The organism is Pseudomonas sp. GB2N2, assembly GCF_054897705.1.
Genome location: NZ_CM142701.1, coordinates 1,551,477 through 1,564,066, shown reverse-complemented (window position 1 = coordinate 1,564,066; position 12,590 = coordinate 1,551,477). Strand labels below are relative to the sequence as shown.

Here is a 12,590-nt window from a genome sequence, read left to right as displayed (position 1 = left end):
TGAGAAGACATTTATGGCTATTCCTGCCGGCAATCAAGATGACATGCAAGTCATCCGCGATCTCAAGGACTTCGATCGAAACAGCGGTGTCTGGCTCGAGCGATTTATCTTCAACCACCGCTTGCCGATCCTCCTGATTTGCCTGCTGGCCACTGTCTTTTGGGTCTGGCAGGCCGCGAAGCTGCCCGTAAACGCCAGTTTCGAGAAAATGATTCCACAGTCTCACCCTTACATTCAGAACTACTTCCAGAACAAGGATGCGCTGCGCGGCATGGGCAACTCCGTCCGGGTGGTCGTTGAAAACACTCAAGGCAGTATCTTCGATAAAGACTTCCTGGAGGTCGTGCAAAAAGCCAGCGACACCTTGTTTCTGATGCCGGGCGTGGACAGATCAGCGCTTCGCAGTCTCTGGACATCCAGCCTGCGTTGGACCGAAGTGACGGAAGAGGGCTACCGCGGTGGCCCGGTCATGCCGGATCCTTTCGACTGGTCCGCAGTGGCCATGGAGAAATTACGCGCCAACATTCTCCAGGCAGGTATTGTCGGTAACTATGTCGCCTCGGATTTCCGATCGAGCCTGATCATCGTTCCATTGATGGAAAAAAACCAGGACACCAATCAGCCTCTGGACTACAGAGAGTTCTCCCATCAACTGGAGAGCAAGGTTCGGGCGCTGCAAACCGACAAGGTGAAGATTCACATCGTTGGTTTTGCCAAGCTGGTGGGCGACCTCATCGATGGTCTTTGGCAGGTCAGTGAATTCTTTGCTTTTGCCGCTGCCATCGCAGCGCTGTTCGTATTCCTGTACACCCGATGCATTCGCAGCACCTTATTGTTGGTGTTTTACGCTGCGTTGGGAGTGTGTTGGCTGCTGGGCATTCTCAGTGTCATTGGCTATGTACTTGACCCTTACTTGATTCTGGTGCCGTTCCTTATCTTCGCTATTGGCCTGTCCCATGGTGCGCAGAAAATGAACGGCATCATGCAGGACATCGGGCGTGGCACTCACAAATACGTTGCAGCACGTTATACCTTTCGCCGTTTGTTTCGAGCCGGTTTGACCGCGTTGCTGGCAAACGTCGTGGGCTTTGCGGTGTTGATCATCATCGACATTCCGGTGATCAAGGAAATGGCGATCAGTATGTCGATTGGCGTCGGCATTCTGATCTTTACCATCTTGGTACTGGTGCCGGTTTCGCTCTCCTATGTGGGGGTGAGCAAAAGTGCAGCTGAGCGCAGCATTCGTCAGGAGCGTGGCGAGAGTCGCAGTACCTTTTGGGAATTTTTCGCCAGTTTTACTCAACGCGACCGCGCGATCAAAGCGGTGTGGGTCGCGGCGTTGCTGGCCGTTGGCGGCTTCATTGTAGGCACGCATGTCAAGATCGGCGACCTGGATGCCGGCGCTCCAGAATTACGTCCCGAATCCCGTTACAACAAGGACGTCGGGTACCTGACTCAGCACTACGCACTGTCCAGTGACATCTTCGTAATCATGATGAAAACGCCTGAGGGCGGTTGCCAGCAATACCCGTCACTCGTGGAAGCGGATCGCATGAGCAACATGTTGCGTCAGGTGCCAGGCGTTCAGATGACGATGTCGGCTGCTGACTCGGTGCGAATGGTGTTCTCTGGGCAAAACGAAGGCAGCCCCAAATGGCTGAGCATTCCACGTAATCCCAGCAATCTGAATGGCGCTATCGAGCAAGTTCAAGTTGATAAGCCGGAGCTGGCGGATCGCCGTTGTTCAGTTACGCCGATCGTTGCCTATCTTCAGGACCACAAGGCCGACACTCTGGAGCGTGTGGTCAAGGCTTCGGAAGCCTTCGCCAAACAACACGATACTGCGGATCGTCAGTTCCAATTGGCTGCCGGAAGTGCAGGCATTGAAGCAGTGACCAACATTGTGGTGGAAAGCGCCAACGTCAAGATGTTACTGGCACTTTACGCGGCGGTGACCTTGTTGTGCCTCATCGCCTTTCGTAACTGGAAAGCCACGGTCATTGCGGTGGTGCCGCTAATCATTAGCACCGTACTGTGCGAGGCGTTGATGGTGGCGCTGGGGATCGGGATGAAAGTCGCGACCTTGCCGGCAATTACCTTAGGCGTGGGTATTGGCGTCGACTACGCGTTGTATTTGCTCAGTGTGCAGTTGCAACAACAGCGCTCAGGCCAAACCCTGCTTGAAGCCTACCGCCATGCGTTGCAATTCACCGGGCGTGTCGTGGCGCTGGTGGGCTTAACGCTGGCAGCGGGCGTAGTCACCTGGGTCTGGTCGCCGATTAAATTCCAGGCTGACATGGGGATCCTGCTGACTTTCATGTTCGTTGGGAACATGGTCGGCGCGCTGATTCTGATACCCGCGCTGTCCTATTTCCTGCTGAGAGGTCCCGCGGACTTTCCCTCCGTCGATGCCTCCTCACCTGATGCGGACAAGTTGGCCAGTCTCGCGGTGGCCGAATCAAAGCGTGATTCGAAGTTGTCCACCTCTACCGTTCGGTAAGTTGCAGCCCCAGTCGAGCATGGGGCTGCGCGGCCCGTTATGACGCGACGTCCAGAAGTTTCAAAAGACGCAAATGAAATACCGGCTCTCCATTGCACTGGGTTACGCGATGGTGACTCAAGGTTTGCAGCCGCAACACCCGAGTAAATCAGTTAATCGGCAAGACATTGGCCGAATTAGAGGCAACCGTCACACGCAACGGCGACGGCAGTTTTCCCAGCCTACGACCTGGGCAGGATGCGATGTCATACGCCAGAAGGGTTTGTTCTTGCAAACCTTCCTCTGTGATCGAAGTGGTTGGGTACTCATTCTACAAGTGACTATCCTTTTGGAGAGATGTTATGAACATAAGTGAAATCGCAGCAGTGGTCGCCGGTGGTGCATCCGGTTTGGGCGCGGCTACAGCCCGCCGCCTGGTCGCGCTGGGAGCGCGCTGCGTCGTTCTAGACCGTGACGAACATGCGCTGCAGATGCTCGCTGCGGAACTGGGGGAAAACGCCATTCCGGTGGTGGGTGACATCATGAATGACGAGGACGTATTGAAGGCGCTGCGGGCAGGGGGGGACCGCCCGATGCGTCTGGCCGTGATCTGCGCGTTTGTCGGCAGCATGTCACCCGTCATTTCGCGCGAAGGCGTGGCAAGCGATATCGCGGACTTCCGCAGAGTGGTCGACATAAACCTCATCGGCTCGTTCAACGTCTTGCGACTCGCGGCTCAAGAGATAGCAAAGCTGGCGCCGCTCGCAGACGGCGAACGGGGCCTGATCATTCAGACTAGCTCGATCGCGGGGCTGGATGGGCCAGCACCACAGATCGCCTACAATGCCTCCAAAGGCGGAGTCGCCGCCATGACGCTCTCTGCCTCCAGGGATTTGGCGCCGCACGCTATCCGCGTCATGACAATTGCACCTGGCATGTTTGGAACTCCGGTAGTGATGGCCCTGCCGGCCGAATATCGGGATTCGATCGCAAAGCTAGCGGTCTTCCCGAAGCGTGTCGGTTTACCCGACGAATATGCGCGCTTGGTCGTGTCATTCGCAGAGTGTGCCTACCTTAATGGGGAGGTCGTCCGACTTGACGGCGGTATGCGTCTCAATTACGGCGGATAACGGATTGATTGTCGGCATTGCGCCGACTGTCTCGCAACCTTTCGGCATGGCTGGATGCCGGATGGTGCCAGTTCTGCTGCCAGGGATTTTTCCATACCTTCAAATGTCATGACACCGGCGTAGGGCCTACCTGCACCGGTGTTTCTGTTTCAGGGGGTTTTGTATGAAGTACCGCTGGGTACGCCGTATTTCCTCGAGATGCAGATCAACCGTGCGCCGTGGTTTGCCGATGTGACTTACCCCTTGACCTGCGCGCTGGACATCGTCAATCGCCGCGAATGAGAGCGCCCGTTGCTGCGGCATTACTGAGTGTGTCTGGCTGAGGAAGGGGTGGATGCGCCGAGTTTTGAAGAGGCGCTGCATTGTGATCGGCGTGAAATCGTGCGACCTCGGCCCTTCGCGGCAACCATTAGACAAGCGCAGTAGCGACGGACACGCTTTCCCAGGAATCGATGCCCGCGGCCACCATCGCCAACTTGTCGCGAATCGCTGCGACGGCATCGGCGCCAAGCACGAGGCGTAGCGGAGTCTTGGGTGCGTCAAGCATGTCCAGGATCGCCTGCATACCTTTGATGGGGTCCCCAGGCTCATGCCCGGCGTAGCCGCTAATGTGTTTTCGTATCTGCCCGGCCGGCGTCGAGTCGTACGCGGCGATAGGGTTGGCCACGATAGCCAATGAGCTGCTGGCAAAGTTTGTACGAAAGCCACCAGGCTCGATCAACGTCACCTTGATGCCGAGCGGCGCCAGCTCTGCTGCCAGCGATTCGCTCATGCCTTCGAGAGCAAATTTCGCCGAGCAATATAGGCCGACGCCCGGCATTCCGATCACCCCTGCCATAGAGGAAAAGTTGATGATATGACCGTGCTTGCGTGCGCGCATATATGGCAGTACGGCTTGGATCAGGCGCAGCGGACCGGTGAAGTTGGTGTCCATCACCTGTTGCAGTTCTTGGGCCGTTGCTTCTTCGATGGCGCCGATCAATCCATAGCCGGCGTTGTTGACCAAGATGTCGATATGCCCCAGTGCCGCGATGGATTCGGCAACCGCTGGACCGATGCGCCCGAAGTCAGTGACATCCAATTGGACGCCATGCGCGCGGCCGGGCGCCAGGGCTTCGAATTCGCTGATTTGCGAAGTGCGCCGCAATGTGCCGACCACTGAGTCGCCACGCGCCAAGGCCGCTTGAGCGAGTATCCGGCCGAAGCCACTTGAGACACCGGTTATCAACCAACGAGTGACGGGACGTAAGATCATAAAGCGCTCCTTATTGTTGTTTCCTTGATTAGATATGACAAATGTAGAGGTTGGTCGGAGCTCGATCTTCCGTTTGGCGTGATTTGAATAGAAATAAAATAACGTATTAATATTCAGTAACTTAGCGTTTATAGCGATACAAAAACAAAAAAGCCGCAAGTCGTGGAACATGCGGCTGTTAATCATCCAGGAAGGGATGAGGTTTTATGCTCTTGTTATGGCTGCGAGTGGCCCAGCCAACTTGGCATGTCCATGGGGCAGGGATCAGGGCAACGCGTGCTCCCAGTCACTTCACATACTTGCGAAACTCAGGTTTACGTTTCTCGCGAAATGCGTTTGCGCCTTCTTTGGATTCTTCTGTTTCGTAGTACATAGCCAGCGCCTGCATGGCGAACGCGCCAATGCCACGGATGTTTTCGTTGTCCATGTTGAACGAGCGCTTGGCCAAGGCAATAGCGGTCGGGCTCATCATCAAGATTTCGTCGCACCATTTCTTTACTTCCGCGTCGAGTTGGTCGAGCGGCACGACGGCATTGACCAGGCCCCAGTCCAGCGCCTGTTTTGCGGAGTAGCGACGGCACAGGTACCAAATCTCGCGAGCGCGCTTGTCACCGGCCAGTCGGGCGAGCAGGGCAGTGCCAAAGCCTGGATCGACCGAGCCAACTTTAGGCCCGACTTGACCGAGCTGAGCACTTTCAGCCGCGATGGCCAGGTCGCAGAGAGTGACCAGTACGTTGCCGCCACCGATGGCATAACCGTTGACGCGGGCAATGACCGGTTTGGGGATGTCACGGATGATGCTTTGCAGCTCTTCGATCGGCAGGCCGACCACGCCGCGACCCGAATGGCGCCCGCCGGATTGATCGCTGCCGGTGCAGAACGCCTTTTCGCCCGCGCCCGTCAGCACCACCACGCCAATGTCTTTGCTGTAGCCGGCCTTGCTGAAGGCCTGGATCAACTCTTCGCAGGTGTTGGCGGTAAAGGCGTTGTACACCTGAGGACGGTTGATCGTAATGGTCGCGATGCCGTTGTCTTCGGTGTAGAGAATGTCTTTGAATTCCATGGGTAGATCCTGAATGAAGTGAGTGTGCTTAACCGACCATCGTCAAGCCACCAGACACGCTGACAACCTGGCCGGTGATGAATGCTGCGTCGTCGCTGGACAGAAACAGCACCATGCCTGCCACGTCCTCAGGCTGGCCCATGCGACCGAATGGAACGGCCCTGACCAGGCCCGCTTTGATTTTTTCGCCTTTTTCGCCTTGCGCGAGGTTGTCCAGCAAGGCCGTTTCGGTCGGGCCTGGGCACACAACATTGATCGGAATCTGCTGGCGGGACATTTCACGGGCCATAGTTTTGCTGAATGCAATCAAGCCACCTTTGCAAAACGAGTAGACCGCTTCCATCGACGAGCCAACCCGGCCAGCGTCCGATGAAATATTCACGACCCGGCCCGTGCCGCGCGCACTCATGCGCTTGAGCACCGCGTGGTGCATGTTCAGCGGGCCGTATAGGTTGATCGCGACAACTTTGTCCCAAAACGGTTTTTCGGTTTGCAGGAAAAATGCGCCAATATCCCAACCAGCGTTATTAACCAGTACGTCGATAGGGCCGAGTTCGTCTTCGACTTGAGCGACGGCGGCGTTCACGGCGTCATGATCAGTAATATCGACCTTGTAGCCGCGCGCACGGCCCCCCAGGGCTTCGAGGTCATTGGCCAATGTTTGTGTGGCTTCGCTGTTGAGGTCGAATACCGCTACGGTGGAGCCGGCTTCGGCGAAGCGACGGCAGATAGCACTGCCAATACCGCCGGCGCCACCCGTGACCAGTACGACCTTGTTTTTCAATCCTTTCATGCTCAATACCTTCTTCTAGCAGTCGATTCGCGGACGGGCCGCACAGAAGTTCATTGTTTAGGAAACTCGGCACTGGCTGCCAAAGGCATGGGCTGAGCGACTGGGCTGCTCGCCGTAGTAGCTTTCTTTGCATGGCTTTGGGACAGCCGGGCCGCTGTGTCAGCGCTGTAGCCAACCTCTGCGAGAATTTCCAGGCTGTGCTCGCCGAGATTCGGGGGCAGATAACGAACGTTGCCGGGGGAGGCCGAGAACTGAACAGGGATTGAGGTCATCACCAGCTCGCCTTCGGTAGGATGCTCCACATGCTGGAAGAACCCGGTCTCCTTGAGGTACTCGTCCTTCATCAAATCGTTCAGCTCGCGCACCTGGCCGTGGGGCACATCCGCCTCTGCGAAGATCTTTTCCCAGTCGGCCGAGGTTTTGGTGGCAATGGCCTCACCGAGAATCCCGTACAGCTCATTGATGTTGAGCATGCGTTCGCTCATGCGGCAGAAACGCGGGTCTTCCAGTAGCTCGGGGCGGCCTATGCCCTTAAGCACACGTCGCCATTGCTCATCGTTGACCGCGAGCAGGCAGATGTGCCCGTCCAGGGTGGCGTAGGGCTTGCGATGGGTTGAGAACATTCTCGTGTACCCCAGACCTTCGCCATTGGATGAGCCTAATGCACCTTCCCACAGGTGTTCGAACAGATTGAACTGCAGCATCGTTTCGAGCATGGGTACCAGCACCTGCTGACCTTCGCCGGTGCGCTCACGGTGCAACAATGCCATGCTGATCGAGGACGCAAGGACGTAACCGCAGAACTTGTCGACAATGACGGTCGGGAAATAGCGAGGCTGGCCGTCCAGACCTCGGTTGATTGCCGCCAAACCGCTTTCACCTTGAATCACATCGTCAAACGCCGGCATGTCCTTGTAAGGACCGTCGCCGCGATAACCCGGAGCGAACGCGTAAATGATTTTCGGATTGCGTTCGCGAATCTTCTCGTAGCAAATCCCCAGGCGTTTGGCGGCACTGGGACGCATGCTGTGCACCACCACATCGGCGGTTTCCACCAGCTTGAGCAGCGCTTCCATGCATTCGGCCTGCTTGAGGTCGAGTACCACGCTGCGTTTGTTACGGTTCATGATCAGGTAGAACACCGCCATGTTCGGGTTCTTGCCAGGACCATTCTGACGATTCTGGTCCCCGGAAGGCGGTTCGATCTTGATGATATCGGCGCCCATATCGCCGAGGATCTGGGTCGCCACCGGGCCGAGTACATTGATCGAAAGATCGATGACCCGTAGACCAGCGAGTGGGCCGGTCGGTTTCTCCAATTCCTTCTGGGCCATGGTCAATTGCCCTTATAGTCTTTGCCTTTGACCAGGCGCAGCGGGGTATAAACCTGCACCAGCGTACCGTCCTGCTTAATGATCCGATTGCGCGTACGCACCAAGCCAAGCCCCGGCCGGTTGGTGCTTTCGCGGCACTCGATCACTTCACATTCCACATGGATGGTATCGCCGACGAACACCGGTGCCTTGATGTCCAGCTCCATGTTCAAAAACGCGAAACCAACACCTTGCATGGTGGCTTGGGTCAGAAGCCCTTCAGCGAAGGTAAAGACCAATGCGCCAGGAGCGACACGGCCCTTGATTGCGGATTGTTCCTTGAGAAATTCAATGTTGGTGAACAGCACTTCGAGCATGCCGGTCACGGAAACGAAGTTGACGACATCGGTTTCGGTCACGGTGCGCCCGACGGTTTGGAATTTCCGCCCGACAGGCAGATCTTCCCAATGGATGCCCAGGCCTACGGTCTCAATCTGCTCCATGGTTATTTCCTTTTTTCGTTCTTGTTGGTAAATGCGAGCGATGTGTCACCGCGCGCTGGAGTCATGACACATCGCGCCGGGCCACTCGGCCTAATACGCTGTCAGCGATAATGTTTCGCTGGATCTGGTTGGTGCCTTCGATGATTTGAATCACCTTGGCATCCCGGAAATAGCGGTTGATCGGGTACTCATTGGAAATACCGGCGGCACCGAACAGCTGCACGGCATCGGTCGCAACTTTCATGGCGACGTCCGAGGCAAACATTTTTGCCATTGCCGCCATAGGCGCCAGAGTTCGTCCGCTGATACCGGCATCCACCATCGAGGCGGTGCGGTACACCAGTTGGCGAGCGGCTTCGGTCTGAGTCACCATGTCGGCAACCATCCAGCGAATGCCCTGGAAATCGCTGATTTTCTGTTTGAACGCCACCCTATTCTGGATGTAGTCGACAGCGTGATCGGTGGCGCCTTGTGCCAAACCTACCGCGCGTGCCGCGATCAACGGGCGACTGGTGTTCAGCGCTTCCATCGCCACCTTGAAGCCCTCGCCACCTTCGGGGCCGAGTCGATTGTTGTCGGCAATAAAGGCATCGTCGAAGAACAGCGGGCACGCGGGGATACCGCGCGCGCCCATCTTGTGTTCAGGGGCACCGATGGTCAGGCCGGGTGTCGTCCGGTCAACAATAAACAGGTTGATACCCAGCGCGGTGCCGTCTTCGGCCACCGTTTTGGCGGCCACCAAGATGAAGTCGGCGATGTGCGAGTTGGTGCACCAGATTTTTGCACCGTTGAGCACATAACCGCCTTCGGTTCTGCGCGCCGTGGTCTTTATTCCAGAAACGTCAGAACCACTCTGCGGCTCTGTCAACGAAAGCGCTCCGCGTAAATCACCCGAAGCCAATCCAGGTAACAGGCGCTGCTTTTGTTCTTCGGTTCCGCCGCCCAGGATTGCGCCAAATGGCGTCCACTGAACCACCAACAGATACCCGGTGTTGTAGCAAACCCGTCCCAACTCTTCGACCGCGATACACGCGGACAGCAAACTATTAGTGCCGCCGTATTCCTCTGGGAATGGCAGCGCAAACAATCCAAGCTCTTTGAGAAGGGCGAACATGTCGTGCGGGTATTCACCGGTGCGGTCGATATCGTTGGCACGCGGGGCGACCTTGTCCCTCGCTACCCGGCGGACCAGATCCTGGATCTCACGCTGATCATCGGTCAATTCGTACGTCACGGTTATGCTCACTCCCCAAAGACACTTCTTACAGCTGCGGCTCGCCACAGCGATGACGGACTGGATGCCGCGATTGGCAGGCATCAGTATTTCTGAACGCTGTTCGTAAAAGTAAACGCCGTTCAGGTTTTGTGTCAAGCGCATTTGAGCCGAATGTAAGGAGTCGATTCGTGTGCCATAGCAAAGCACCCTGAAATAAGGGAGTTGACGGGATTTATGGCGTTTTTGAGACGGTATTGGAAAAGATGTGAAGCAGAGGATTAGCCGGGTATTGGCTGGATAATATGCAAATATCGTTCGGTATTATGTATGCCTTGTGAGTGCGCAATAGATGCAGCATGCTTGACGTTAAGGATTTGTCGCGTTTACTATTCGGAATGACGTTCAAAAAAACAGCATATTTCTTCGGACATACTAAGGTAAAACCCATGGATGCCTTGCTCCCTGAGTCTGATTACCAGCGCCATCTTTCCGAGGGCCGATTCATGCTGCAACGCAGCAGTCAGAGCGGTGCTTTCGTGTTCTATCCGCGTGTCGCCGAACCGGGTACGGGGTGCACTGATCTTGAGTGGGTCCCGGCCAGTGGCCGTGGTGTTGTGTATTCCACAACTGTTGTTCGTCAACGCCCACCTACCCCGCATTACAACGTGGCGCTGATCGACCTCGCCGAAGGCGTGCGCATGATGAGTCGCGTCGAAGGGATCGAGCCTGAGGCGGTGCAGATAGGGCAGAGTGTTCAAGCCCGTATCGTGCGTGACGCCAGCGATGTAGCTGTGCTGATTTTCGAGCCGGTTTAACGGGCATCGCTGCAAAGAGTGAGTGTCCTTCTATTTACCTGCAGCCATAACAACAAGGCAGGAACCTATGGATTACAACTTGCGTGGGCGTACGGCGATTGTTGCCGCCGCCACTTACGGTATCGGTGAAGCGCCCGGCCTCTCCTCCATGGACCTTGCCGCCAGCGCAAGCGTCAAGGCGCTGGCCCAGGTCGGATTGACACCGGCGGATGTCGATGGATTGTTCGTGTGTGTACCGGATGACATGCTCTCGGGCCTGACCTTTGCCGAATACCTGGGTATTCACCCCACCTTTACTGACAACAACCGTACGGGCGGTTCGGCGTTCCAGATTTATGCTCATACCGCGGCCATGGCCTTGGCCACCGGACAAATCGACGTTGCGCTGATCGCCTATGGCAGCAACCAGAAAAGCGCCTCCGGGAAACTTATCCAGTCCTCGCGTCCCTCGCCGTGGGAAACGCCGTACCGTCCGATGAATCCCGTGTCGTCCTACGCCATGGCAGCAGCCCGGCACATGCATCAATACGGCACGACTCGTGAGCACATGGCCGAAGTGGCGGTGGCGGCACGCAAATGGGCGCAGCTCAACCCCGACGCGTATATGCGTGATGACCTCAGCATTGACGATGTGCTCAGTGCCCGGATGGTGTCCGACCCACTGAGCGTGCGCGACTGCTGCCTGGTGACCGACGGTGCCGCCGCGGTAGTGATGGTCCGTGCCGATCGTGCACGGGATCTGGCTGATAAACCGGCCTACTTGTTGGGTGCAGGTTCGGCGACCAGTCACCGCGAAATCGCCTCGATGGCTGATCTGACCGTGACCGCGGCGCGTGAATCTGGTCAGCGCGCTTACACCATGGCCGGCGTCCGTCCGGCAGATGTCGACGTGGTGATGCTGTACGACGCATTTACCATCAACCCGATTCTGTTCCTGGAAGACCTGGGGTTTTGCCCGAAAGGTGAGGGCGGCAACTTCGTCGCCAACGGTGGCATTGCACCGGGTGGTCATCTGGCAGTCAACACTAATGGGGGCGGCCTTTCTTGCGTGCATCCCGGCATGTACGGCCTGTTCACCATGGTCGAAGCCACACAGCAACTGATGGGGCTATGCGATGCCCGACAAGTGGCGAACGCCAAACTGGCGATTGCCCATGGCAACGGCGGCGTGTTGTCCAGTCAGGCAACCCTTATTCTCGGTACGGCGGAGACGCTATGAGCACATCAGATCAAATGGCCAACGATGATATCGTTCAAGTCGATCGCGAGGGTGCGGTGGCTATCGTTACGCTCAACTACCCCAAGCGGCGCAACGCCTTCTCATTCAAGATGCGCCAGACCCTGCTTGAGCGTCTGAATCAACTGATGCACCACGACCCTTGCCGGGCCATTGTTCTGACAGGCGCCGCCGGTACCTTCTGCGCGGGGGGCGACATTTCAGAGATGCAAGCGCGCACCGTGCTGGAATATCGCGAACGCAACCAGCTGCCGCTGGACATCTTCAAGCTGATGGTCGAGGGCCCGAAAGCCATAGTCGCTGCCATCGAAGGGGTGGCGATGGGCGCAGGCGTTTCGTTGGCTGCGGCCAGCGACTACGTGGTCTGCGCCTCGAATGCCCGTTTTGCCTGTGCGTTCCTCAAAGTCGGATTAATGCCTGACACCGGCTTGTTCTGGTCGTTGAGCCAGCGGGTGGGTGCGGGCAAAGCCCGTGAGTTGATGCTCACCACCCAAGAGTTCAATGGCGAAGAGGCGGCCCGCATAGGCTTTGCCAATCAACGGGTCGAGCCGGGCATGGCGTTAACGGCCGCACTGAAGGTAGCACAGGAGTATGCGCTGATGCCGCCGCTGGCCATTGCACACCTGAAAACTGCCTTGGCCAGCGGTATCGATTCGCTGGATGAAGCGATCGAAACCGAAGTCAATCTGCAACCGATCTTGCGTCGCAGCCAGGACCACGTCGAGGCGACCAAAGCCTTTATGGAAAAACGCCCCGCGGTTTTCGTTGGCAACTAAGGAACAGCAG

The 12,590-nt window shown here is 56.9% G+C and carries 12 protein-coding genes; 6 read left to right on the top strand and 6 right to left on the bottom strand.

The annotated features are described in order from the left end of the window. Window positions 1-13: 13 nt before the first annotated feature. From ACYZT4_RS07200 to ACYZT4_RS07190, 3 genes are all read left to right on the top strand, one after another. Entirely contained in the window at window positions 14-2,500 is a 2,487-nt protein-coding gene (locus tag ACYZT4_RS07200; protein ID WP_461986468.1) for an efflux RND transporter permease subunit, read from the top strand. Window positions 2,501-2,841: 341 nt separating this feature from the next. Then, window positions 2,842-3,609, top strand: coding sequence for an SDR family NAD(P)-dependent oxidoreductase (locus tag ACYZT4_RS07195; protein ID WP_461986466.1), 768 nt, complete (start codon window positions 2,842-2,844; stop codon window positions 3,607-3,609). Between the two features lie 138 nt (window positions 3,610-3,747). Beyond that, the gene (locus ACYZT4_RS07190; protein ID WP_461986464.1) at window positions 3,748-3,891 is read left to right on the top strand and encodes a hypothetical protein; all 144 of its coding nucleotides are present in this window, start codon (window positions 3,748-3,750) and stop codon (window positions 3,889-3,891) included. 127 nt (window positions 3,892-4,018) lie between these two features. On the opposite strand, the gene ACYZT4_RS07185 is transcribed toward ACYZT4_RS07190, so the two are convergent. The 6 genes from ACYZT4_RS07185 to ACYZT4_RS07160 form a co-directional block, all read right to left on the bottom strand. Further along, the gene (locus ACYZT4_RS07185; protein ID WP_461986462.1) at window positions 4,019-4,864 is read right to left on the bottom strand and encodes an oxidoreductase; all 846 of its coding nucleotides are present in this window, start codon (window positions 4,862-4,864) and stop codon (window positions 4,019-4,021) included. Between the two features lie 286 nt (window positions 4,865-5,150). Continuing rightward, on the bottom strand, window positions 5,151-5,927 hold the full coding sequence (locus ACYZT4_RS07180; RefSeq protein WP_461986460.1) for an enoyl-CoA hydratase-related protein: 777 nt from the start codon (window positions 5,925-5,927) through the stop codon (window positions 5,151-5,153). Window positions 5,928-5,955: 28 nt separating this feature from the next. After that, entirely contained in the window at window positions 5,956-6,720 is a 765-nt protein-coding gene (locus ACYZT4_RS07175; RefSeq protein ID WP_461986459.1) for a glucose 1-dehydrogenase, read from the bottom strand. A gap of 50 nt (window positions 6,721-6,770) precedes the next feature. Continuing rightward, the gene (locus tag ACYZT4_RS07170; RefSeq protein WP_461986457.1) at window positions 6,771-8,054 is read right to left on the bottom strand and encodes a CaiB/BaiF CoA transferase family protein; all 1,284 of its coding nucleotides are present in this window, start codon (window positions 8,052-8,054) and stop codon (window positions 6,771-6,773) included. A 2-nt stretch (window positions 8,055-8,056) separates the two neighbouring features. Beyond that, window positions 8,057-8,536, bottom strand: coding sequence for a MaoC family dehydratase (locus ACYZT4_RS07165; RefSeq protein ID WP_461986455.1), 480 nt, complete (start codon window positions 8,534-8,536; stop codon window positions 8,057-8,059). A gap of 61 nt (window positions 8,537-8,597) precedes the next feature. Then, window positions 8,598-9,854 (bottom strand): acyl-CoA dehydrogenase family protein, encoded by a 1,257-nt coding sequence (locus ACYZT4_RS07160; RefSeq protein ID WP_461986453.1) that lies wholly within the window; start codon window positions 9,852-9,854, stop codon window positions 8,598-8,600. A 344-nt stretch (window positions 9,855-10,198) separates the two neighbouring features. Between ACYZT4_RS07160 and ACYZT4_RS07155 the strand changes: the two genes are divergently transcribed. From ACYZT4_RS07155 to ACYZT4_RS07145, 3 genes are all read left to right on the top strand, one after another. Beyond that, the gene (locus tag ACYZT4_RS07155) at window positions 10,199-10,567 is read left to right on the top strand and encodes a Zn-ribbon domain-containing OB-fold protein (RefSeq protein ID WP_461986452.1); all 369 of its coding nucleotides are present in this window, start codon (window positions 10,199-10,201) and stop codon (window positions 10,565-10,567) included. 67 nt (window positions 10,568-10,634) lie between these two features. Then, on the top strand, window positions 10,635-11,786 hold the full coding sequence (locus ACYZT4_RS07150; protein ID WP_461986450.1) for a thiolase: 1,152 nt from the start codon (window positions 10,635-10,637) through the stop codon (window positions 11,784-11,786). Beyond that, a complete protein-coding gene (locus ACYZT4_RS07145; protein ID WP_461986448.1) occupies window positions 11,783-12,580 on the top strand; it encodes an enoyl-CoA hydratase/isomerase family protein in 798 nt (265 codons plus the stop codon). Before ACYZT4_RS07150 ends, ACYZT4_RS07145 begins: the two co-directional genes overlap by 4 nt. The last annotated feature ends 10 nt before the right edge of the window (window positions 12,581-12,590 follow it).

Excerpts from the sequence above, each read along its gene's own strand:
- ACYZT4_RS07165 (WP_461986455.1), bottom strand. The coding sequence starts at position 8,536 with ATGGAGCAGATTGAGACCGTAGGCCTGGGCATCCATTGGGAAGATCTG.
- ACYZT4_RS07200 (WP_461986468.1), top strand. The coding sequence starts at position 14 with ATGGCTATTCCTGCCGGCAATCAAGATGACATGCAAGTCATCCGCGAT.
- ACYZT4_RS07195 (WP_461986466.1), top strand. The coding sequence starts at position 2,842 with ATGAACATAAGTGAAATCGCAGCAGTGGTCGCCGGTGGTGCATCCGGT.
- ACYZT4_RS07180 (WP_461986460.1), bottom strand. The coding sequence starts at position 5,927 with ATGGAATTCAAAGACATTCTCTACACCGAAGACAACGGCATCGCGACC.
- ACYZT4_RS07175 (WP_461986459.1), bottom strand. The coding sequence starts at position 6,720 with ATGAAAGGATTGAAAAACAAGGTCGTACTGGTCACGGGTGGCGCCGGC.
- ACYZT4_RS07160 (WP_461986453.1), bottom strand. The coding sequence starts at position 9,854 with ATGCCTGCCAATCGCGGCATCCAGTCCGTCATCGCTGTGGCGAGCCGC.
- ACYZT4_RS07155 (WP_461986452.1), top strand. The coding sequence starts at position 10,199 with ATGGATGCCTTGCTCCCTGAGTCTGATTACCAGCGCCATCTTTCCGAG.
- ACYZT4_RS07145 (WP_461986448.1), top strand. The coding sequence starts at position 11,783 with ATGAGCACATCAGATCAAATGGCCAACGATGATATCGTTCAAGTCGAT.
- ACYZT4_RS07185 (WP_461986462.1), bottom strand. The coding sequence starts at position 4,864 with ATGATCTTACGTCCCGTCACTCGTTGGTTGATAACCGGTGTCTCAAGT.
- ACYZT4_RS07170 (WP_461986457.1), bottom strand. The coding sequence starts at position 8,054 with ATGGCCCAGAAGGAATTGGAGAAACCGACCGGCCCACTCGCTGGTCTA.
- ACYZT4_RS07150 (WP_461986450.1), top strand. The coding sequence starts at position 10,635 with ATGGATTACAACTTGCGTGGGCGTACGGCGATTGTTGCCGCCGCCACT.